The organism is Flavobacterium sp. CS20 (assembly GCF_018080005.1).
In the GTDB taxonomy this organism is placed as follows: domain Bacteria; phylum Bacteroidota; class Bacteroidia; order Flavobacteriales; family Flavobacteriaceae; genus Psychroflexus.
In genome coordinates this window covers 55,463-78,937 of record NZ_CP073015.1, presented here as the reverse complement: position 1 = coordinate 78,937, position 23,475 = coordinate 55,463, and the positions used below count along the sequence as shown (strand labels likewise).

General features: G+C 33.8%; 27 protein-coding genes. All 27 read left to right on the top strand.

The window, feature by feature from the left end:
- Positions 1–798 precede the first annotated feature (798 nt).
- The 27 genes from IGB25_RS15300 (at position 799) to IGB25_RS00215 (ending at position 23,391) form a co-directional block, all read left to right on the top strand.
- Positions 799–963, top strand: coding sequence for a tyrosine-type recombinase/integrase (locus tag IGB25_RS15300; protein WP_211065680.1), 165 nt, complete (start codon positions 799–801; stop codon positions 961–963).
- A gap of 733 nt (positions 964–1,696) precedes the next feature.
- Positions 1,697–4,912 carry a type ISP restriction/modification enzyme gene (locus tag IGB25_RS00335; RefSeq protein WP_211065679.1) on the top strand — a complete coding sequence of 1,072 codons (3,216 nt, stop codon included), beginning with the start codon at positions 1,697–1,699 and terminating at the stop codon, positions 4,910–4,912.
- Positions 4,899–5,207, top strand: coding sequence for a hypothetical protein (locus IGB25_RS00330; protein WP_211065678.1), 309 nt, complete (start codon positions 4,899–4,901; stop codon positions 5,205–5,207). The genes IGB25_RS00335 and IGB25_RS00330 overlap by 14 nt, the downstream gene beginning before the upstream one ends.
- Positions 5,208–5,483: 276 nt before the next feature.
- On the top strand, positions 5,484–6,695 hold the full coding sequence (locus tag IGB25_RS00325) for a DUF4209 domain-containing protein (protein WP_211065677.1): 1,212 nt from the start codon (positions 5,484–5,486) through the stop codon (positions 6,693–6,695).
- Between the two features lie 31 nt (positions 6,696–6,726).
- Complete coding sequence (locus tag IGB25_RS00320) at positions 6,727–7,176, top strand: SdpA family antimicrobial peptide system protein (RefSeq protein WP_211065676.1); 450 nt, start codon at positions 6,727–6,729, stop codon at positions 7,174–7,176.
- Positions 7,169–8,059, top strand: a complete 891-nt coding sequence (locus IGB25_RS00315) for a sporulation-delaying protein SdpB family protein (RefSeq protein ID WP_211065675.1) — start codon at positions 7,169–7,171, stop codon at positions 8,057–8,059. Before IGB25_RS00320 ends, IGB25_RS00315 begins: the two co-directional genes overlap by 8 nt.
- A complete protein-coding gene (locus tag IGB25_RS15295; protein ID WP_371815917.1) occupies positions 8,037–8,315 on the top strand; it encodes an SdpI family protein in 279 nt (92 codons plus the stop codon). Before IGB25_RS00315 ends, IGB25_RS15295 begins: the two co-directional genes overlap by 23 nt.
- Before the next feature lie 209 nt (positions 8,316–8,524).
- Positions 8,525–8,713: a hypothetical protein gene (locus IGB25_RS00305; RefSeq protein ID WP_211065673.1), complete on the top strand. Its 189-nt coding sequence runs from the start codon at positions 8,525–8,527 to the stop codon at positions 8,711–8,713.
- Between the two features lie 2 nt (positions 8,714–8,715).
- Positions 8,716–9,888: an IS66 family transposase gene (locus IGB25_RS00300; RefSeq protein ID WP_256437282.1), complete on the top strand. Its 1,173-nt coding sequence runs from the start codon at positions 8,716–8,718 to the stop codon at positions 9,886–9,888.
- Positions 9,889–10,288: 400 nt separating this feature from the next.
- On the top strand, positions 10,289–11,269 hold the full coding sequence (locus tag IGB25_RS00295; RefSeq protein WP_211065671.1) for a hypothetical protein: 981 nt from the start codon (positions 10,289–10,291) through the stop codon (positions 11,267–11,269).
- Positions 11,270–11,757: 488 nt separating this feature from the next.
- Positions 11,758–13,344 carry a lipopolysaccharide assembly protein LapB gene (locus IGB25_RS00290; protein WP_211065670.1) on the top strand — a complete coding sequence of 529 codons (1,587 nt, stop codon included), beginning with the start codon at positions 11,758–11,760 and terminating at the stop codon, positions 13,342–13,344.
- 602 nt (positions 13,345–13,946) lie between these two features.
- Positions 13,947–14,447 carry an aldo/keto reductase gene (locus IGB25_RS15095; protein WP_211065669.1) on the top strand — a complete coding sequence of 167 codons (501 nt, stop codon included), beginning with the start codon at positions 13,947–13,949 and terminating at the stop codon, positions 14,445–14,447.
- A 17-nt stretch (positions 14,448–14,464) separates the two neighbouring features.
- Positions 14,465–14,743 (top strand): aldo/keto reductase, encoded by a 279-nt coding sequence (locus tag IGB25_RS15090; RefSeq protein ID WP_211065668.1) that lies wholly within the window; start codon positions 14,465–14,467, stop codon positions 14,741–14,743.
- Complete coding sequence (locus tag IGB25_RS00275) at positions 14,744–14,893, top strand: hypothetical protein (RefSeq protein WP_211065667.1); 150 nt, start codon at positions 14,744–14,746, stop codon at positions 14,891–14,893. It abuts the gene before it with no gap.
- Positions 14,894–14,989: 96 nt separating this feature from the next.
- Positions 14,990–16,189 (top strand): IS4 family transposase, encoded by a 1,200-nt coding sequence (locus IGB25_RS00270; RefSeq protein ID WP_211065666.1) that lies wholly within the window; start codon positions 14,990–14,992, stop codon positions 16,187–16,189.
- Between the two features lie 117 nt (positions 16,190–16,306).
- Positions 16,307–16,831, top strand: a complete 525-nt coding sequence (locus tag IGB25_RS00265; protein ID WP_211065665.1) for a dienelactone hydrolase family protein — start codon at positions 16,307–16,309, stop codon at positions 16,829–16,831.
- Positions 16,809–17,144, top strand: coding sequence for a dienelactone hydrolase family protein (locus IGB25_RS00260; protein WP_371815916.1), 336 nt, complete (start codon positions 16,809–16,811; stop codon positions 17,142–17,144). Before IGB25_RS00265 ends, IGB25_RS00260 begins: the two co-directional genes overlap by 23 nt.
- A gap of 5 nt (positions 17,145–17,149) precedes the next feature.
- Positions 17,150–17,629 (top strand): glutathione peroxidase, encoded by a 480-nt coding sequence (locus IGB25_RS00255; RefSeq protein ID WP_127137566.1) that lies wholly within the window; start codon positions 17,150–17,152, stop codon positions 17,627–17,629.
- Positions 17,630–17,631: 2 nt separating this feature from the next.
- A complete protein-coding gene (locus IGB25_RS00250) occupies positions 17,632–18,087 on the top strand; it encodes a MarR family winged helix-turn-helix transcriptional regulator (RefSeq protein ID WP_211065663.1) in 456 nt (151 codons plus the stop codon).
- Positions 18,088–18,121: 34 nt separating this feature from the next.
- A complete protein-coding gene (locus tag IGB25_RS00245) occupies positions 18,122–18,547 on the top strand; it encodes a DUF6526 family protein (RefSeq protein ID WP_211065662.1) in 426 nt (141 codons plus the stop codon).
- 20 nt (positions 18,548–18,567) lie between these two features.
- Complete coding sequence (locus IGB25_RS00240; protein ID WP_211065661.1) at positions 18,568–18,939, top strand: DoxX family protein; 372 nt, start codon at positions 18,568–18,570, stop codon at positions 18,937–18,939.
- A gap of 31 nt (positions 18,940–18,970) precedes the next feature.
- Positions 18,971–19,867 carry a dioxygenase gene (locus IGB25_RS00235; protein ID WP_211065660.1) on the top strand — a complete coding sequence of 299 codons (897 nt, stop codon included), beginning with the start codon at positions 18,971–18,973 and terminating at the stop codon, positions 19,865–19,867.
- A gap of 119 nt (positions 19,868–19,986) precedes the next feature.
- Complete coding sequence (locus IGB25_RS00230; RefSeq protein ID WP_211065659.1) at positions 19,987–20,478, top strand: luciferase family protein; 492 nt, start codon at positions 19,987–19,989, stop codon at positions 20,476–20,478.
- An 11-nt stretch (positions 20,479–20,489) separates the two neighbouring features.
- Positions 20,490–20,945 (top strand): PaaI family thioesterase, encoded by a 456-nt coding sequence (locus tag IGB25_RS00225; protein ID WP_211065658.1) that lies wholly within the window; start codon positions 20,490–20,492, stop codon positions 20,943–20,945.
- Positions 20,946–20,999: 54 nt separating this feature from the next.
- On the top strand, positions 21,000–21,935 hold the full coding sequence (locus IGB25_RS00220; protein WP_305793948.1) for an MBL fold metallo-hydrolase: 936 nt from the start codon (positions 21,000–21,002) through the stop codon (positions 21,933–21,935).
- A 41-nt stretch (positions 21,936–21,976) separates the two neighbouring features.
- Entirely contained in the window at positions 21,977–22,120 is a 144-nt protein-coding gene (locus IGB25_RS15265) for a hypothetical protein (protein ID WP_305793947.1), read from the top strand.
- Between the two features lie 182 nt (positions 22,121–22,302).
- Positions 22,303–23,391: a hypothetical protein gene (locus IGB25_RS00215; RefSeq protein WP_211065657.1), complete on the top strand. Its 1,089-nt coding sequence runs from the start codon at positions 22,303–22,305 to the stop codon at positions 23,389–23,391.
- Positions 23,392–23,475 lie beyond the last annotated feature (84 nt).

Below are 23,475 nucleotides of genomic sequence, written 5' to 3'. Positions count from 1 at the left end.
CTACTTTCTACCTTGCCCTTCGGGGTTGTGGTATTTTTGCACTATTAATTAGCTTCTCCTGTTCCGTAATTGAGCCGTAAGCAAAGCTCCTGCCCTCTTTATGCCGATTGCCACTTGACCAGAAATAGGTATCATGTCAAGTTCTGTTCTCGCAAGACCGCCCATCCCTCGATTTTGACAATACTAAAGTTGTTTACGACACTTCTACAAGGGTTCAATCTCGTCTCTTTCAGCTTCTTTACTCCTACCATAGCAAACTACTCTGAAAACAACACAGGTAGTGCATTTAACCTTATCGCTCAAGACCAACCCGTGAAAGGAAAGCCCCATAAGGCGGTTTGACTGGTGTGCCTAATCACTCCCAGCCGAGAGACCAATCCTCATCATCTCTTTACGTGAATCCACCTGAAACAAATGCCAGGGTCGTTTCTAAATACCAATGAGACTCTCATCTCAATTACAGTTATGTTACTTGTTTTCAATGAACTTAATCACTATCTTGTATCCCCAAGTAACGCAGGACACACTACTGTGTACAACAACATATAAAAACAATGCTATCTTAGTTTCTAATTGATAGTTTGTGCGTACTTGTTGCGTCTAATTTTCCTGCGGAAAATCATCGCCGCAATCATCGCACTGTTTTTATACGGGACGTTGGTAGCCATCTCTCATAGACTCATAGAAACTTTAGTCCCTCAACTAACGTAAAATGAGTAAATTTGGATTGAAAATTGTAATGTTGAATAAAATATAAACAACTGATTTATAGTGATATAATTTTACGTTAGTCAGAACTTGTTAGAAGGCGGGACAGACATAAGATATATACAAAAGTTTTTAAGTCATAGCAGTATCAAAACGACTACAGTTTATACTCATATTAGTCAAAAAAGCACTAAAAAGATAGAAAGTCCATTAGATAAAATGGCAAAAAAGTATAAAAACAAGCCTAAAAATTAAAAAAGTGGTATATTTTTGTGGATATATACTAGTTAGCAAATAGTTAAAAAAACGAATAAATCACTTTACTTAATTCAGGAAAAATGAAGATCAAATACAAAAAAGGACGGTCGAGGTTCTACCTTATGTTGGTCATTGCCTGGTTCATAATTTTGATCGTAAATATCCTATTTGTCGATAGCAGAGAGTGGACTTTTTGGATCTGGGTATTTTTGCCAATTGCGAATATCGCTTACTACTCATTTGAATACTTCAATCAGTATTTGAAGATCGAAAACGGAATTATTTATAGGACTTCTCTATTCCCCAAGAAATTAGAATTAAATAAAATTCGGACAGTTAGAAAGTTTGCGGGAGATTATATAATTAAAACAGATCAGTCTGAACTGAGAATCGACACAACCATTATTCATCCGGATTCTTTAAAAGAACTTGATAAAACACTGATCTCTTATAGTCCATCTTAGAAAATAAACCATTTGCTAACAATGTATAAAAACAATGCTATATTAGTGTCGATTCGAGAGTTTGTGTGTACTTCTTGCGTCTGATTTTCCTGCGGAAAATCATCGCCGCCAATCATCGCACTGTTTTTATACGGGACGTTGGGCAACATACAAAGAAAGCCAACCGCACAAACAGCACATTTGGTTTTTGCCGACACAAAAGCCAACGCAGAAAAAACCAAAAGAGCTGTTTTTTGCCAACGCTCTGACAGAAATTGAATGAATAAATGACATTAGAACAATATATTGACAACTTAGACAAAAGGTACAGACTCGGAAACGCAACCGAACATACTTTTCGTGGAGACTTACAGCAACTTTTGGAAAGTTTGGTACCGACTATCAGAGCGACCAACGAACCGAAAAGACAAAGTTGCGGTGCACCTGACTACATTTTGACTAAAAAAGATATTCCTGTTGGATTTATTGAAGCTAAAGACATTGGCGACAAAGACCTTGACGGAGCAAAGAAAACAGGAAACAAAGAGCAGTTTGACCGATACAAAGCTTCTCTAAACAATTTGATTTTCACGGACTACATTAACTTTCATCTGTACCGAGAAGGCGAATTAATCACAAAAATTTCCATTGCTGAAATAACGGACAAGGGAATTAAACCTTTAACTGAGAACTTTGGCAACTTTCAAAATCTAATCAAAGATTTTTGCGTTCACGTTGGTCAAACGATAAAAAGCTCAAAAAAATTAGCAGAAATGATGGCGGGCAAAGCCCGCCTTCTTTCTGATATTATTGAAAAGTCGTTGACCAGTGATGAAGAAAATCAAGAGAATAGTACGCTGAAAGAACAAATGTTGGCTTTCAAGCAAATTCTGATTCACGACATTACGCCACAAGGTTTTGCAGACGTTTACGCACAAACCATTGCTTACGGAATGTTTGCGACTCGTTTGCACGACCCTACTTTGGATAATTTTAGCAGACAAGAAGCGGCTGAACTGATTCCAAAATCCAACCCGTTTTTACGAAAACTGTTTGGCTACATTGCAGGACCTGACATTGACGACCGAATTAAATGGGTAGTAGAAAACCTTTCGGAAATCTTCTTGGCGTGTAACGTTGAAGAAATTTTAAAGAACTATGGGAAATCCACCAAAATGGAAGACCCGATTATCCATTTTTATGAAACGTTTCTAAGCGAATACGACCCAAAATTGCGTAAGTCTCGTGGCGTTTGGTACACACCGCAACCCGTTGTGAATTTTATTGTTCGGGCAGTTGACGACATTCTAAAAACGGAATTTAATTTACCGCAAGGACTTGCCGACACCGGTAAAACAACAATTAAAGTAAATACCCAAACCGCAGATAAACGTTCGGCAACAGGTTACAAACAAATAGAGCAAGAAGTACACAAAGTACAAATTCTTGACCCAGCCACAGGTACAGGAACTTTCTTGGCAGAAGTGGTAAAACACATTCACAAAAAATTTCAAGGACAACAAGGCATTTGGAGCAATTATGTAGAAACACATTTATTGCCACGCTTGAACGGTTTTGAGTTGCTAATGGCAAGCTATGCAATGGCACATTTAAAATTGGATTTGCTTTTGACCGAAACAGGCTTTAAACCAACTTCAAATCAACGCTTTAAAGTTTATTTGACCAACAGCTTAGAAGAACACCACCAAGACACAGGAACTCTATTTGCCAATTGGTTGAGCACAGAAGCCAATGAAGCCAACCACATTAAACGAGATACGCCAGTAATGTGTGTGATTGGAAATCCGCCATATAGCGGAGAAAGTGCCAATAAAGGCGAATGGATTATGAGCCTAATGGATGATTACAAAAAAGAACCAGGCGGAAAAGAAAAACTAAAAGAACGAAACCCAAAATGGATAAATGATGATTATGTGAAGTTCTTGCGTTACGGTCAACATTTTATTGAGAAAAACGGAAGTGGAGTTTTGGCTTTTATTAATCCTCACGGATTCTTAGACAATCCAACATTCAGGGGAATGCGTTGGAATTTACTTAAAACATATGACAAAATTTATACAATAGATTTACACGGAAACAGCAAGAAAAAAGAAACTGCACCAGACGGAAGTGTTGACACTAATGTTTTTGATATTCAACAAGGAGTTTCAATTAACGTTTTTGTAAAAACAGGAAAAAAGAAAGCCAACGAATTAGGTAAAATTCTGCATTACGACCTTTATGGCAAACGTGATTTTAAATATGATTTTCTAAATGAAAACTCAATCCAATCTATTGATTTTAATGAATTATCAAATGTAGCACCAATGTATTTTATGGTGCAAAAAGATTTTGAAGTAAAAGCATCTTACGATAAGGGATTTCAAGTAAATGATTTATTCTTAGTTAATGGAGTTGGATTAACCACTGCACACGATGAATTTGTTATTCAAGAAAACAAAGCGGAATTATTAGAATTTTATAAAAAATTTCAATCTTCACCTAGAGATGCAGAATTTTTACATAAAGAATTCAAAGTTAGGAAAAAGACAGGTTGGGATATATTACAGGGTTACGATAATATAAAAAACGAAACTGATTTAAGTAAGTATATCAAGCCAATTTCATATCGACCTTTTGATAATCGTTTTGTCTTTTATGAAGATAAATTGGTTTGGCGAACAGTAAGAAAGGTTATGCAAAACTTTATCAATGGCGATAATATTGGTTTTGCAGGGATAAGAACAAATAAAGAAAAAGACGAAGTAGGATACACTAGTGTATTTATCACTAAAAATATAACTGAAGCACGGCTAGCAGATAGGTTTATTACCAATTTATTCCCTCTTTACCTTTACCCCGAAACCAACGGACAACAAACCATTGAACAATCAAATGAAAGAAAGCCAAATTTAAAAACTGAAATAGTCAATCAAATAGCAGAGAGTTTAGGTTTGACTTTTACCAACGAAAAGGAAACCACCGAAAACACATTTGCCCCAATTGACATTTTAGATTACATCTATGCAGTTTTGCATTCACCAACATACCGAGAGAAATACAAAGAGTTTTTAAAAATTGATTTTCCGAGAGTGCCTTATCCTAAAGACAAAGACACTTTTTGGCAATTGGTAAAATTGGGCGGAGAAATACGCCAAATCCATTTATTGGAAAGCCCAAAAGTGGAGCAATATATTACGCAATATCCAATGGACGGAGATAATGTAGTTGGCAAACCTAAATACGTTCCGATACCTAAAAATGAAGAAACAGGAGTTTTACAAGGAAATGTTTTCATCAATGATTCCCAGTATTTTGCAAATGTACCATTGACAGCTTGGAAATTTTACATTGGTGGATATCAACCCGCCCAAAAATGGCTCAAAGACCGAAAAAACCGCAAATTGGAGTTTGACGACATTTTGCACTATCAGAAAATCATTGTGGCACTTTCAGAAACGGACAGACTTATGAAAGAGATTGATAAAATTGAAATCATCTAAACCCTACTACAAAATGGATTTTAAGAATTTAGATGAATATTACGAATACCTAGAAAATGATACCAATTTCCAGTATTTAGATTTAAACACGTACAAATACATAACGGCTTTACGAGATAAAATTAAAGATGAAAACACGAAAAAGTTATGTTCGTATGAATTATTCTTTGCTGACTTTTCCATTGAAGAAGGTAAACATATTCCAAAATTCCAAAGCGGTGCAAATGCTTATCCAACATTAGAGCTATTTGATGATAATTTCGATTACATCAAAACACGAGCAAATAAAATATAAAACCCAAAATACAAAGCAAAATACAATCATCTACTTTGGTTAAGTCCACAGAAACACATTGATTTTGCCAAAGAAGCAATTGAAAGTTATTTATTGCTTCTAAAAAATTCTTCGTTTTCAGTTGATGATAATTTGCAATGCTTGTCATTTGGCAAGTACTTCAAAAATCTTTTTATCCTTAGCCAAACTGTAAACCACAAAAAAGATGAAATTATAAGTTATTTGGTTTCGCTTTTAGAAAGTGATAAACTAAACGATTTTACAAAATATTCGTTGATGGATTTTATCATTGAAAATGGCAAAAAAATAGATTCTTCAATTACTCAAAAATTTTTCGATTACTCAAAAAACAAGATTTCCGATTTAGACGAAAGGGTTTTAGAAAGCTATTTAAAATTACTCGTGATTCTTAGTCGAAAACTTAATACTTCACCAAGTGAATTTCACGAAAAGTTAGGCGACTATCATATATCACAACTCGAAAATGAAAAAAACAAAGGTTTTATTGCTCATCATTATTATACAAACGCTTTAGAAGAATATAAAAAGGCTAATAATAAAGAAAAGATTGAACAAACTGCTGTTTTATTAGAGCAAGCGAAAAAGACCATTGACCTTAAAAAAGTTTCATTTGAATTGGAAGACGAGAAATATAATAAGCTTTTAAACCAATGGTGGGATTCTACTAAGGAAAAAACTACTCAATTAATCGAAAACGGAAATTCTAAGGATATCTACGGTTATTTGATTTTAGATAATTTATTACCTAAAGCGGCTGTCTTGAATGAAGAAATAAAACCAGTTATGCTTGATTTAGTTTCAACAATGACATTTGACATTAACAAAAACGTCAGTAAAAATAAATCAGGTGTTATTAATTCTTATTCAATACATATAAATAATTTTTCCATTAATCACATTTGGCTTGTTGTTTCAAAAGGAATTAAAAGTGGTAAAATTTCCTTTGAAAGTTTAATCGATTACTTAAAAAATGATTCTTGGTACGGTCAAGATTTCACTTACATAGATTCAAATAACGAAACCCAAGGTTTTAATTGGATTGAGCTACTTTCACCATCTCTACAAAGCTTTTTTGTTCAAACAGAAATTGATTTAAAAACAAACAATCATAATCCACAAGGCTACATATTAGCAATAGACAGTTTGGTATTGAAATTTGAAGGACTATTGCGTGAATTCTCAAGAATGATTGGTGCTCAGACAATAGAAATTAAAGACAATTGTACAGAAGAAAGGATTGGTTTCGATAAATTATTGGATAATGAAAAACTAAAGGCATTGATTCCTGAAGACGATATTGCCTTTTTTAAATTTCTGTTCACTTCAAACGGAATGAATTTAAGAAACAATGTTGCTCATTGCTTTTTTACGACTAAGAATTACACATCAGCAGTTATGCTATTGCTAATTGTTGCATTATTAAGACTTGGTAATTATGAACTTAAAACGAAAGAAAAAGAATCTTAAATGAAAAAGCCAACGCATAAAGCCATACACATTGGCAAGTCGCACCAGCCGACACACAAGCCAAAACTTGCCAAAGAGTATGTCTTTGCCAACGCTGACAGACGGACGAAAAAAAAGTACGATTGCCCAACACATTATTATGTACAAATTTGACGAAAAAGACAGTGTTGTAAAAATTACTGATAAAAACTTCTCGTTTAATAATTATTTTGGTTTATCAAGGAGGCAACGCTACGAAGCAATACAAATGTCTGCACTTCTTTCTGATATTAAAGAAGAAGAGTTTGTAAAATGCAATGAGATTAGTGTACAAAATTGTGACATAAATAAAGTAATTATAAGTAATAATACAAAAAATAAAAACAATTATTTTAAAGGGACTTATTTTCTTAAAAAAGAAAAGGCAATTCCTTGGGCTTGGAGTAAGAGTAAAGAAAAATTAAAAAATCATTATAAGGTAATTGAAATTGAAATTGAATAAATTTATATCAAAAATAACTCGATGTAATTATATTACTAATGTCTATGGCATTTCAAGAAGCTTGTTGGCTATGGGACTGCTTCTTACTTTAATATTTAATTCCACTGATATTCTATTTCAATTTGACGAAGTTTTTATAAAAAATGTAAAACTTAATCCTCTTTTTAATTATAATTACTTTTACATTTTCAGAGAGAATCTACTATTATCTAAATTAATTGCTATTTTAATTCTACTAACTGTAATTATTGGCATATGGTCAAGATATACTGTAGTTCTGCATTGGTGGTTATCAATTAGCTTTTTTTCATCTGCACTGGTAATTGATGGAGGCGACCAAATTTCGGCGATACTAACTTTACTTCTTATTCCATTTGGCCTCGTTGACAATAGAAAGTGGCATTGGTCAAAACCTAAAAATGAAATTAGTGATTATTACAAAATATTTATCTTTTTTGTTTTTATAACAATCAGGGTTCAGGCTTCTGTTGTTTACTTTTTTTCTGCGGCACTAAAAATGAAAGAGCCCCATTGGCAAGACGGTACTGTTCTTTACTATTGGTTTACACATCCTGTTTTTGGTGCAAATGATTTTTTTTATGCAATCTCAAGACCACTAATTGAGAGTCCATTAATTGCCATTGCAACTTGGAGCGTTATAATATTGGAAGTAATATTATCAATGGCTCTCGTAATGAAAAAAAATTACCGAAAACATCTTTTTGTAATCGGTGTTCTATTTCACTTTTCAATTATACTTATTCACGGTCTCTTTAGTTTTTTCTTTTCAATAACAGCTTTACTTATCATTTATTTGTTGCCAATAGAAAAACAAATCAATTTTAACAAGATTAAAAAAAATGTTTATGAGTTTAGAAAATAACAGCACAACTATTATTTTATGCGTCCTGTCAGTGATTACTTTAATTACAGGTTTTTGGTTTTATTTTAATCACCCAAAAAAAATAAATATTTTCTATGGATATAGAACTAAAAGTTCAATGAAAAGTCAAAAACACTGGGATTTTGCCCATTTTTATTCAGGTAAATTATTTATTTTACTAGGTGTAATTTTACTAATCTCCGCCTTATTAATATATTTATTAAACTTAAATGTAACTAATCAGTGTCAAAAATAAGACTATAAATTTTGGATAATACAAACTGAGCATATATTTTCTTTGTGCTTATTTCAATTTTTTAAAAAAAATTTCAAATAAGCCACTCATTAGAGCTTGATTTTAAAAATCAGACCTTTATCAACATTTTTAACTTTTTGGATTGATAACTAATTGGTTAATAATTTGTTTGTTACAAACATACCACCCTACATTTGTAAGAAAAAAAGTTGGAAAAGGATAAGCTTATAGAATCACTCTTGCAGAAGGTAGAAGAACTTTCTAAAAAGCTAATTGCTTTAGAATTAGAAAATAGTCAACTTAAAGCACGACTGACCAAATATGAAACTCCAAAAAACAGTAATAATAGCTCCATACCACCCTCAAAGGATGAAAATAGACCAAAGAGAAAAGCCTAAGAATAAAGACAGGGCGTAAGCCAGGTGGGCAAACAGGAAGAAAAGGCAATACTTTGAAGATGGTTGAGATACCTGATGTTACAGAAGAACACATACCAGATTATTGTAACTGTTGTGGAAACGACCTTTCATCACTTCCACATCAATATGCAGGAAGTCGACAGGTATTTGACATCCCTGAAATAAAAATAAAAGTCACAGAACACAAGGTTTATAAAAAAGTTTGTCCTTGCGGTTGTGAAACAAAAAGCGACTATCCATCACAAGCAAATGCACCCGTAAGCTATGGGAATAATATTGAAAGTTTAATAGGATATTTTCATACCAGACAATACTTGCCTTTTAAGAGAATGCAAGAAATGTTCAATACGGTTTTTAATATTCCTATAAGTGAAGGAGGAATACACTATTTATTAAACAAACTTGTCACTAAAGCTGAACCTGCATATAATCTGATAAAACAAGAAATAGCAAACTCAAAATCGCCTATCGGTAGCGATGAAACAGGAGTAAAAGTATCAGGAGACAAAAACTGGGCGTGGACATGGCAAAATGAAAAAGCAACCTTTATTACCATAACTGATAATAGAGGACAAAAAAGTATAGAACAAACCTTTGAAAATGGTTTTGAAAATGCTGTGTTAGTGCACGATTGTTGGAAGAGTCATTTCAATACCAACGCTCAATCACACCAAATTTGCATGGCACATTTACTTCGGGATTTAAACTATCTAACTGAAAAATGCGATCATAAATGGAGTAGAGCTTGCAAAAACTTATTTTTAAAAGCCATCAACTTTAAGAAAAATATAAAAGATATAGCCTTTAACAAGGATTGTCCAATAAAGAAAAGTATAGAAAAAAGAATGGATATCATCTTAAATCATGATCCGCCAAAAGAACATAAAGAATTAATAACTTTTAAAAAAAGACTTATAAAATACAGGAACTATATCTTTACATTCCTCTATCATCTGGATGTACCTCCAGATAACAACGCCTCTGAAAGAGCAATAAGAAATATAAAAGTAAAACAGAAAATCTCTGGACAATTTAGATCAGAACAGGGCTGTGATAACTTTGCCATACTTAGATCTGTAACAGATTCTTGTTTAAAAAATCAGCAATCAGTTTTATCTACACTAAATATTATTGCTAATTTGCGGACTGATTAGTTACACTTAAATAATAACATAAGTAATTTTATTGCTATAATATTATTTATAATTGGAGTTTTCTTAATTATTTTTAAAACAGAGACCTCAATAAACAAAAAATTCAAAGAATAGCTCCAAGAAAAAGTACGTGCTACAACATCTGCTATAAGCAATGGCGGGGAAAGTTCCGGCACGAAAGTTTTGAGATTTTAGCAATCTTCATACTTAACTGAATAGTAACTGAATAAAAACCGCCACTGCTTATAGCAGGAAACCGTTGGGCACAATCCCTCATAGACTCATAGAAACTTTAGTCCCTCAACTAACGTAAAATGAGTAAATTTGGATTGAAAATTGTAATGTTGAATAAAATATAAACAATTGATTTATAGTGATATAATTTTACGTTAGTCAGAATATGAAAAAAATATTTAAATATATAATATTATCGTTGATTTTGACATCTTGTGCTAATGATGACGATTCTCTAAACAATAAAATCCAATTAACTGAAAACAATATCGAAATTCAGCTAACTACTGTTAACTTCGGAATATTTAATATTGATTTTATAGATGAAAACAATGGGGTTGCAATTGACACACAAGGTCAAATTCTAAACACCAATAATTCAGGTGTTGACTGGGTAATACTATATTCATCAGAATACGAACTATTAGATATTCAGTTTATTTCTAAACAAGTTGGATATGTTTTGGCAAAAAGTCAAAATGAACAACCTTTTTTTCTTTTAAAAACATCTGATTATGGGATGTCCTTTCAAGTAACGTCTATTCCTAATGGTAGCGATTTAAGAAGAATATATTTTACAAATAATAATGTTGGGTTTGCTTTAGGTAATCATATTTTAAGAACGGCGAACAATGGTTCAATTTGGACTGAAATAGAACTAGATTTTAATGTATGGAATGATTTGATAGAAATAGGCAATGAACTTTATGCCTGCGGATTAAATGGCACACTAATTAAAAGTACAAATTGGGGTGTTAATTGGGAACAATTAAATTTAGGAATAAATTCTCATCTGTATGAAATCTATCCATTTCAAGATATATTTTATTTTAGAGGACAAAGTGTTGTAAAGTCAAATATTGGAACAACACAGGAATTTGAAATATCAGCATCAATAAATGATTTTCACGTTTATAAAGATGATATTGTAATTGGATTTGGATTACAATATCCTGAGCAAGGATTTTTTCCTGATGGGGCGATGTTTATTTCAAATAATTCTGGAAAAAATTGGGAAACAACACTATATGACAAGTTTAACTCAATAACAAAGGTAGATTTTGTTGACTCAACAATTGGTTATGGCATTGCATACGATTGGTTTAACGGAAAAATATACTTAATTAAAATAATAATTGAAGAATAAATACTGTGTACAACAACATATAAAAACAATGCTATCTTAGTTTCTAATTGATAGTTTGTGCGTACTTGTTGCGTCTAATTTTCCTGCGGAAAATCATCGCCGGCAATCATCGCACTGTTTTTATACGGGACGTTGGTAGCCATCCCTCATAGACTCATAGAAACTTTAGTCCCTCGGCTAACGTAAAATGAGTAAATTTGGATTGAAAATTGAAATGTTGAATAAAATATAAACAACTGATTTATAGTGATATAATTTTACGTTAGTCAGAACTTGTTAGAAGGCGGGACAGACATAAGATATATACAAAAGTTTTTGAAGTATAGCAGTATCAAAACGACTACAGTTTATACTCATATTAGTCAAAAAAGCACTAAAAAGATAGAAAGTCCATTAGATAAAATGGCAAAAAAGTATAAAAACAAGCCTAAAAATTAAAAAAGTGGTATATTTTTGTGGATATATACTAGTTGGCAACAAGCTAAAAAATGACCGTTTCAGAATTAAAAAATACAGCTAAAAAGTACAAAATCGAAGGAAACTTTGATAAGTCAATGGAACTGTATGAAGAACTTTGGAAACAGGAAAAAAATGAATGGAATGGCTATTTTCTAGCCCAAGTATATCGTAAATCAAATAATTTTCAGAAAGCGAGAGATTTACATAATCAACTAGCACAAACGTATCCTAAATTTAAACCGTTAAAAACCGACAAACTTTGGTTGGATTATAGTGAAAAAATAAAAGATTGGGATAATTCAGATTTAGTTTCGGACGCAAATGATATTTTGTCGAGAACAAATCAACACGACAAATATGAAGGAAATATTTATAGAAAAACCGTTTTAAGTACAGTTCGTTATTTATGTTATAAAAATGAGCATAATGAGGCTTATGAATGGCTTTTAAAATTAGACCAATCCAAAATCAGTAATACAGGATTTCTATATAATGGACAGTGGTTTCCAGCCGATAGAAAAGTTTACTTTATAAGACTTGCTGATGTTTTAATAATCCTTGGAAAGCATATCGATTATATAGATGAATGCTTTGAACAATTAAATTTCTCGCCTACAAAATTAAGGCAATTTAAAAGCCATTTAATAGATTCAATAACCTATGACGATTATATATCGCGTGTTAAACTGGCAAGGTATATCAAGAACTTTCAAGAAGAATTTGAATTAAGAGAAAAAAAGAATTTTAAGAAAATATACAATCCTAACAAAACAATTTCGGTAAGTGATTTGAGTCAATATTTATTTTGTCCAGTTAGCTATGCAATTAATGAAACTTACGAAATAGATGCAAACGATACTTGGGAAAAAGATGAATGGTTAGGAAATCGAAGAAACTTTAGTGACAGACATAGATATTATAATAAACATAATGATTACGAAAAAGCATTTGATGATTCTGACATTCTTATTAATGATGAACTTAAAAAGGATTTTGATTATTTATTTAGCTCAAAAATTATAGTTGACAATGTTTCAAAGAGTTTACTTCAACTTTTTACTGATAGCCAAAAATCAATTGTTGGAGCACCAGATTACATTTTAAAGGCCAATGATGGAAAAAAAATAGTTTTAACAGAGAAATTTAGCAGTATTCATTCTGCCGATTCTAAAACACCTTTTGACAGCGATTTGGTTAAACATTTTGCCTATTTGGAAAAATTTGACAAAATGGATTTAAACTATGGCTACTTTATCACTTGGTATTGGGAATTAATTGATATAGAAACGAACACTGGAAGAATTAAAAAGAAAATTAAAATAACATCATACAGAATTGTAAAAGTTGAGCGAACTAATACAAATTCTAATAAACTTAATAATGCATTAAACCGAGTTAAAAGTCTTAAAACAACTAAATCAATGCAAATAGATGCGGACAGAATTTCTTACGCAAACAAATGCTTTAGTTGTAGCGTGTTTAGTTATTGTAACCATAAAACCGGAAAATTCGACCAAATCAATTTACCTTACGAATTGACCGAAATAAAGGAAATGAAAAATGTAAAACCAAATAAACCTGACAACGGAATTGAAGATGATGATTTACCATTCTGACAAAGCCAGTTGCCAACAACGTATAAAATTAATTGCTAGTGCAAGCCTACTTACGAAAATCCTCGCAGATTTTCTATTCGGTTTGTATTTACTAAATTAGTTGCTTAAACCACGCAACTAATCTTATACAAAACCGTTGGGCACAATCCCTCATAGACTCATAGAAACTTTAGTCCCTCAACTAACGTAAAATGAGTAAATTTGGATTGAAAATTGTAATGTTGAATAAAATATAAACAACTGATTTATAGTGATATAATTTTACGTTAGTCAGAACTTGTTAGAAGGCGGGACAGACATAAGATATATACAAAAGTTTTTGAAGTATAGCAGTATCAAAACGACTACAGTTTATACTCATATTAGTCAAAAAAGCACTAAAAAGATAGAAAGTCCATTAGATAAAATGGCAAAAAAGTATAAAAACAAGCCTAAAAATTAAAAAAGTGGTATATTTTTGTGGATATATACTAGTTAGCGGTCAGTGTAAAAAATTTCAAAATCCTAAAATTTGTTAAAACAAAATATATCGCTTGCGATTTAATCTTCAAAGATATACTTTTACACTTAAATATTTATCATTCACTTTAAATTAAATCACTATGAAGTACAATCAATTAGGAAATTCAGGAATTTTAGTTTCAGAACTTTGTATGGGAACGATGAGTTTTGGTAGCAGTGGCTACTGGAGTGTGGTAGGTTCTCTAGGCTATGAAGATAGCAAGCGATTAGTGGACATCGCCATAGACTCTGGCATTAATTACTTCGATTCTGCTGATGTTTATTCTCACGGCCAATCGGAAGATATTTTAGGAAAAGCAGTGAAAGACAAAAGAAAGGATGTCATCATTGCTACCAAAGTCCGCGGTAGAATGAGTAAAGAAATTAATGATGTGGGCCTTTCCAGAAAACACATTATCGAGAGTTGTCACAACAGTTTAAAACGATTGGGTGCCGACTATATCGACCATTATGTACTTCATAGTTACGATCCAATTACTCCTTTTGAAGAAACCATTTCAACCCTTGATGACCTCGTTTCACAAGGAAAAATTAGATATTATGGGGTAAGTAACTCAAATCGATCCAGAGATGTAGAATAAATTGATACCGCTTTGCTATGCATCAAAAACTAGCCTTTACCCCTTGGTCGCCACTTGGAGGCGGATTTTTAACCGGTAAATACAGAAAAGACAAGCCAATGCCGGAAGGAGCAAGAAGAACCAATGAAGAGCAGAATTTTATTCAAATCGATCCGGAAAAAGGCTATGCTATTGTTGATGAGTTGGAAAAAATTGCCAACAAACACAAGGCTTCTATAGCACAAGCGACCCTAAATTATCTTTTGAGAAAACCCGGAGTAACTTCCGTACTTATTGGAGCTACCAAGCCTCACTAGTTGGAAGACAACATCAAAACTACTACCTGGGAAATGGATGCAGAAGATGTTAAAATCCTGGATGAGCTAACAGCATTAAACCCTATTTATCCTTATTGGATGTTGCAGTTTACAGCTATGGATAGAGCCAATGGAGATTTCTTTTTATAAAATTTCAGTAGTGTCCGATAAAGATTTTTAAAAGCGGGATTTCCATAGTTGGATTTCCCGCTTTTTTTATATCTTGATTTTTCCAAGAATTAAGATATGAACAAAAGTAAAAATTTTAGCGGTCAACCCATAATCAAACAAGTTTTAAATTTCATTTTGCCTAACGATGTTTATCGGACAGCCAAAAAGCATCATAGCGACAGATACACCAAAAAGTTCAATACCTATGAGCATTTGGTTACTATGATTTTCACTGTTATCAGTGGTTGTAGCTCGCTTCGTGAAGTATCCAGCATCATGCTTGCCTGTGAAGGGAAGATCAATCATTTAGGGCTAAAAGACTTCCCCAAGCGAAGTACATTGTCCGATGCCAACAAGCGAAGAAGTGCAGCAGTATTTGCCGACATTTATCATTTACTGTACAAACGTTACCATCGATTTTTATCGGACAGCAGAACTTGTGAACCGGCTGTAAAAGACCTTAAAATTGTTGATTCGTCAACAATAACCCTATTTAGCGACATTCTTAAAGGCGTTGGAAGAAATCCTATCAACGGCAAAAAGAAAGGCGGTATAAAGATGCACACCATGATAAATGCTATGGAAGATGTGCCCTGTCTGATAAAGTTTTCAAGTGCCGCTACCCATGACCATACCTTTTTAAAAGACCTTGAGTTAAAAAAAGGTTCTTATGTGGTCTTTGATAAAGGATATGTAGATTATCAGCAATACCAAAAATGGATATTGGATGATATTTACTTTGTTACCAGACAAAAAGATAATGCCCGATACACAAGCCTTGAAGAGTTTGATATTCCCAACACTATAGACGATGCTGTCCTAAAGGACGAGAAAATTGAACTTTTGGATAAAAATGGAGAGGCGTTCTCACTTAGAAGAATAGCTTTTTGGCATGATAAGCACCGTAAAGTCTATGAATTTATAACCAACAACTATGAACTTCCTGCAGACAAAATAGCTGAAATTTATAAGAACAGGTGGCAGATTGAGACTATGTTTAAACGCCTTAAACAAAACTTCCCGCTAAAATATTTTCTCGGTGACAATCAAAATGCAATCGAAATACAGATATGGGTCAGTTTAATCATCCAACTCATCATGCTTGTCATTCAGCGAAAAGCAGAAAGAAAATGGGCATATTCCAATATGATGTCCGTAATCAGATATCACTTAATGACCTACATAGATCTTTTCAAATTCTTGAAAAACCCGGAAGCAAAATGGGAAGAGATAACCACAAAAAACATAGGGCAACTAAGCCTTTTTGATCCATAAGGAGGTTCTATTTTTAAAATACTTGAGCTATACAGTAAAATTAGGTGATAGAAATGATTTTTTTTGTAGTTTAGATTTTTATCGGACAACAATGATAAAATTTAAAAACCAAACAGAATGAATACGATAAATTTTAAAACATACATTTTATTGCTTTTTACACTCCTTTTTAGTGTAGAAACTCTGACTGCCCAAAACAGCAAAGAAAATGTAAAAAGCAAGGTTAAAACTGAAGAAATTACCTATAAAGATGGCGAGGTTACACTCAATGGCGTTGTTTATTATCCTGCAAAGCAAAAGGGAAAACAACCTGCCATTTTAGTAGTGCCCGAATGGTGGGGGCTGAACGACTATGTGAAAAATCGTGCTAAAATGTTGGCAGAGTTAGGCTATGTAGCTATGGCGGTGGATATGTACGGTAATGGATTGGTCGTAGAAAACCCTGCCGATGCCCAGTCCAATGCCGGAAGGTTTTATGGGGATCCTAACCTGATAAAAAGTCGGATGCAGGCGGCTTATGATGCTGTAGTTCAACTACAACAGGTGGACGCTTCAAAAGTAAGTGCCATAGGTTATTGCTTTGGCGGAACGGTTTCGCTTTTTCTTTGCCAGCTTAGGGGTGCCATTAGAAACTGTGGTTAGTTTTCACGGTGGACTAAGCGGCTTTCAAGCTAGTCCTGCAATGAAAAACACCAAAGTATTGGTTTGCCACGGTGAAAGTGATTCGTTTGTGCCGCAAGCTGATGTGGATAATTTTCATCAACAAATGAAAGACAACAACATTACCTACCAGTTTAAGTCTTATGCTGATGCCACACACGCTTTTACCAATAAAGCATCTACAGCTACCGGGGAAAAATTCAATCTTCCCATTTCCTACAATGAAGTCGCCGACAAAGCTTCTTGGAAGGATATGAAAGCCTTTTTCAAAACTTATTTTCCAACTAAAAAGTAATTAAAATGGAAGCGAGCTTATTTGAACTTGAGGCAAAAAAACTCAACGGAGAAACCATTTCTTTGAAAGAGTTTGAAGGTAAAACCATAGTGGTGGTAAATACTGCTAGCAAGTGCGGACTTACCCCACAATATGAGGGATTGGAAAATTTGTATAAAATATACAAAGACAAGGGGTTGGTTATTTTGGGATTTCCTTGCAACCAATTCGGAAAGCAGGAACAAGGCACAGCCAATGAGATTAGTGAATTTTGCGAAATTAATTACGGGGTAAGTTTTCCTATGTTCGACAAGGTAGAAGTCAATGGGCCCAATGCTCACCCCGTTTTTAAGTATTTAAAATCCAAACTTGGAGGCATTTTAGGTAGCAACATCAAATGGAATTTTACCAAATTTGTCATTGATAAAAACGGAAAGCCGGTCAAACGATTTGCTCCTACCACCAAGCCGGAGAAAATGGAAAGTTACCTGCGAAAAATTCTTTAAAAATGAAAAATTCTGCTGAATTAGAAATTGAAAATCAGTATTGTTTTCCGATATACGCGACATCTAGAGTGGTAACCAAACTTTATACGCCCCTGCTCAACGAGTTGGGGCTTACTTACCCTCAATATTTAACGATGTTGGTGCTCTGGCAATACCAAAACCTGACGGTAAATGATATTGGCAGTAAACTAATGCTGGAGTCCAACACCCTGACTCCCTTGCTTAAAAGGTTGGAAAGTCAAGGTTTTATTTCAAGGAAACGCTCTAGTAGTGACGAACGTGTAGTGGAGATAAGCCTTACAGAAAAAGGAATAAATTTAAAAAAGAAGGCGAGTTACATACCTGAAAAATTATCTTGCTCCATTAGTCATTCAGGGATAAGTCAAGAAGAAATGGACCAGATGAAACATACCTTGCAAAAGCTAATTGCCTTAACTAAAGAGCATCATTGTAAATAATTTTAAACAAAGTATAACCAAAAAATAATTGAATATGCAAAATTTTAAAAATCACGTCCGTTACAATCCACTTCATCATTTTATTCTATCTCCGCTCACACTTGTTGGGGTGATATTGAGTATTGTATTGCTATTCTCTGACCACAGTCTGACTGAAAAAATCTTTTTTCTGATTTTAGCTTTAAGTGTTTTTCTCGCTTCTTTAATAGCTAGATTGTATGCCACAAAAAATCAAGACAGAACCATAAGAGCAGAACTACGATTACGCTATTATATTTTGACAGGCAACAGATTAGAAGAATTAGAAGATAAATTAACTATGGCACAACTGGTTGCCACTAGATTTGCATCAGATGAAGAATTAGCGACATTGATAGAGCGAGCGACCAAAGAAAACCTTAGTCCAAAAGCCATAAAAGAAAGCATAAAAAATTGGACTGCAGATGAAAATAGAGTTTAAACATTTTAAAACAAAAAATTATGAGCAAAAAAAGAAAAATTACAGGTTGGGTAATGGCAGGATTGCTTACCGCTTTATTAGTAATGAGTGCCAGCCAAAAGCTAATAGGTAACCCCGAAATGGTTGAAAATTTCGGTAAATGGGGCTTGGGCTCAATGATAACCATCATAGCTTTGGGCGAATTGGTAAGTGTATTGTTGTTTTTGATACCTCGCACTGCTGTTTTAGGGGTATTGTTATTGAGTGCTTATTTTGGAGGTGCCATATTGGTACATATAGCCAATGACGAGCCTTACGTTTTTCAATCCATCGTTCTGTTGTTTATTTGGGTAACTGCTTGGTTAAGAACCCCTGAAATGTTTACAAGACTAATCAGTGGAAATCCTTCTTAATCAAATCCAAGATTAGAACAGTCAACTTAAAATGGATAGAAAACAATTTATATTAGCAACATTAGGACTAACAATTGTGAATACCTTAAGCGACTTTAGAAAATATACGGATGAACTTCCTGTTCAAGGAAAAAAGATGCCTGTTTTATTTACTTCGCATGGCAATCCTATGGATATTCCGCTTTCAAGAGAAGAACGCACCTTTTGGAATACCTTATTTCAATTGGGAAAGGAATTGAAAAAAAATTATGAAGTAAAAGTCGCTTTGGTGGTTTCGGCTCACTGGTGTACCAGAGGAACTTTTGTTAACGTATCGCCTGAACAGCAACAGATTTTCGATTACTATGGGTTTCCTAAAGAATATTATGATGTATTTTACAAAGCTAAAGGCTCCCCTGAAATTGCAAAAGAAGTAAAACGCATTATCCCATCGGTTAGCGAAACTACCGACTGGGGTCTCGACCACGGAGCTTGGCCTATGCTTATGCACTTGTTTCCTGAAGCGGACGTGCCTGTATTTCAATTAAGCATCGACTATTATGCAAAACCTGAATATCATTACGAGTTAGGAAAACAATTAAAATCACTTCGTGAAAAAGGAGTGCTCATCATTGGCAGCGGTGCATTAATTCACAATCTCCCACTTGCTATGAAAAAAATGCAAAGCAATGATAGTTCGCCCTATGGTTGGGAGATGGAATATGATAACTGGGTTAAGGAACAAATAGATAAAAGAAATATCTCTAACATTATTAATTATCAAAACAGTCATAAATTAGGCAAACTGGCAGCTCCTACGCCCGACCATTTTGTGCCTGTATTATATAGTTTAGGGTTGATGGATTCCAAAGATGAAATACATTACTTTTTTGAATCAGAGTCTTCCCTTCCCGCTTTTGGGGAAAGGAGTTTTATCATCAAACAATAATGACAGTATCCTGTTATTGGTACTTACTATTAATCGTTTTGATTTTCACTTCATTTAGCGTCAGTTTCAATCAAGGAAAAATACAATTAACAAAATATGAAAAATCAATCCCTAAAAATATGATAAACGAAAACACCTTTGAACTTCCCTTACGAAATGGGATTAAACCCAAAACTACACCAAGCAACCCACATATGCGACTGAATCAACAGCCCGAAGACCGTAAACTCGTTGATTCACTAATGGATTGGGCATTCTCGCTTCCTGAAATCAACAAAGAGTTCAGCAAAATATCTGTTCCCGGAGCCCAAGCTATGTGTCTCTCTTCCGACAAAATGTGCAATGATTGTCACGCCTTTATGATTGGAAATGAGTTTGCTCACTTTCATCCATTGCCCGATGGCAGTATGCACTTAGGTCTAACATTAAAAGATGCTGAATATGTCATAAGCCGAGGTTGGGGTGAGTTACACCCAGTTGCCAAAATGGGCTATCTTACTCATAATTTTATTATGGTGTATGCCCCTCGAAATGAAGAAGAAAAAGAAATCATTAAAAAAATTATCTTGCGGTCTTATTTATTTGCAACCGGCAAATTAAATGACAAATAAAGCCATAAAATATGCAAAAAGAATTTATTGAGTTATTAAAAAAAGGCATTGAAGAATTGATGCCTGCTAATCAACTATTAGGTATAAAAATTTTGGAAGTGAAGTCGGGTTATGCACATCTTCACGTTCCTTTTAAAAACGAATTCATTGGAGATTTCATTCAAGAGCGTTGGCACGGAGGGTTTTTAGTCGCTATTGCAGATACAGCAGGTGGCACTGCAGCTGCTACTACGCTGCAATCTCCCAAAGACAAACTCAATACCATTGATATGCGCATAGACTATCTACACGCTGCAACCTCCAGCGATATAGAAGCTAAAGCCCAAGTGATTAAAGATGGGAAAACCATCGTTAAAGTGGATATTCAACTTTTTCAAGACCACCAAGAAAATCCCGTAGTAGTTGCCCGTTGTGTTTTTAGCAAATTAATAAAAGAAAATAGTGATAAGCTTTCTGGAAAAGATTAGATGTGTTGGCTTTTTCAAGAATTTAAATGAATCAAATTTTTCTATCTAAAAAAGATGAACAAGTTTTTTCGAAAATTAAAAAAAGTGATGATTGTATTTATTGTAATAGTTTCCATTTTAATTCTTGCTCTTTGGCTTTTTATGCAACAAGATAAATTTGGGGCTTCTCCAACCAAAGATGACAGGCAAAAATATGAACAACTCTCTAATTATAAGGATGGTAAATTTCAAAATATCAGTCCAACACCGATGCTTACCCCTAATTATTCTTGGACACAAGTGATAAAAGAGCAACTATTTGAAAAACCTTCTAACCCTATTCCTGATAAAACATTACCTACCATTAAAACCGATTTGAAAAGTTTAGCAATTGAGGAAAATGTTCTTGTTTGGTTCGGTCATTCCAGTTATTTTATGCAACTCGACCAAAAAACCTATTTGGTAGATCCTGTATTCAGCGGCAATGCATCTCCCGTTCCCGGTACCAACAAAGCCTTTGCGGGAACGGATATTTATCAAGCAGAAGATTTTCCCAAAATCGATTACCTTATCATTACCCACGACCATTATGACCATTTAGATTACCCCACTATAATCCATCTAAAAGAAAAGGCAGAAAAGTTTATAGTTGGTTTAGGGGTAGGTAATCATCTTAAAAAGTGGGGCGTTCCCGAAGATAAAATCATCGAATTAAATTGGTACGAAAGCACACAACAAGGCACCGACCTAAGCATTCATTGCGAGCCTGCTCGGCATTTTTCGGGCAGAGGATTTTCCCGCAACAATACCCTTTGGGCATCCTTTTTAATTAAATCACCATCGATGACTATTTATGTAGGTGGAGATAGTGGTTACGATAGTCATTTTGCGACCATTGGGAAGAAATATGCAACAATTGATTTTGCTATTTTAGATAACGGTCAGTACAATCTGCTTGGCGAGCGGTTCACAATTTTCCGGAAGACGTTATACAAGCTGCCAAAGATTTAAAAGCCAAGCGCATATTGCCTGCACACTCTTCTAAATTTAAAATGGCCAATCACAATTGGGACGACCCTTTAGAAACCCTAACACAGCTTAATAAAACAGAAAACCTAAACATTGCAACCCCAAAAATTGGCGAAGTGGTTTACCTAAAAGATACCACCCAAGTATTTGATTTTTGGTGGAAATAAAAGACCTAAATTACTTTTGATAAACACCGAACCGCTAACAGCGTATATAACTTATGGCGGGGAAAGTGGTAAATTCAAGTTTTTTGCTTTTAAGTAAGTTTGGTGCAAGCCGACAAGAAAGCACTTCGAAAACCGCCACAAGTCATATACGCAAACCGTTGTATGCAATTTAAACCAAGCCAATGAGCATATTTAAAATTAAAGAAAACAAGAAGCCCTCTCTAATCGGAAAAATTCTGAAAAGGACACCGAAAGAAAACGCTCTGATTGAAATCAACAACCTTTTTGTTGAAAATGAAGATGACTTGACCAAAGTAAGTTTAGAGCAAATTCAAGAAATAGCGGATAAATACAAACTCAAATTAAATAAAAAGTTCAAAGCTCTTCGACTTGACTTGTTTAGAAAATATATTCACCATTGTTTGGAAGACCACGTAATTGACGAAGATGAAATAAATACTTTTTTGCACTTGAAAAAATTACTGCATTTAACAGATGTGGAAATTAAGCAAGTTTTGAATTTTGAAACAAGAAAATTATACGACCAAGAAGTAAAAAGTGCTGTTTCAGATGGAATTTTAACGCAAGAGGAAAAAGATAATCTTGAATTGCTTAAAAAAAATCTATTGCTTAATGACCAAGTTGCGGATGACATTTTGCAAACCAATTCAAATAAAGTTTTGACCGACTTTATAAATCAAGCAGTTTCAGACGAGCGATTGAGTGACGAGGAATTCGAAAAAATGAATGAGATTTCTTTAAGTCTTGGAATTGAGCCAAAACTAAATCAAAGAACAAAAGAAAATCTCGAACGCTATCGACTTTATTGGACTATTGAAAACGGAGAATTACCGATTTACGAAAATCCACCAATTAATATTCAAAAAAGCGAAAACTTGTACTTTATGGCTAACGTAAAATGGCAAGAACAAAGACGAGTAACAAAACGAATAAATTACGGAGGACCAACAGCACGAATAAAAATTGCCAAAGGAGTTTATTATCGAATGGGTAGTATTTCAGCAAAATCAGTTTCAGAAGATGTTTGGCAAATTATTGACAGCGGAAATATTTACCTGACAAATAAACGATTGATTTTTATGGGTTCGAGAGGAAACAAAACAATCCGACTAAATAAAATATTAGACATAACACCATATAAAAACGGAGTTGACATTCAGAAAGATGCTGGAAAAAGTCCGTTTTTGGAATTTAATACAAATGTGGACATTTTTTCAATGATGCTTGTCCGATTAATGAATGAACTATAAAAGTCGAGTAGGTAAAGGGGAATCTACCCCTAAACCTCTCACAGAACCGTACGTGATAGTCTCCCATCATACGGCTCTTCTTAA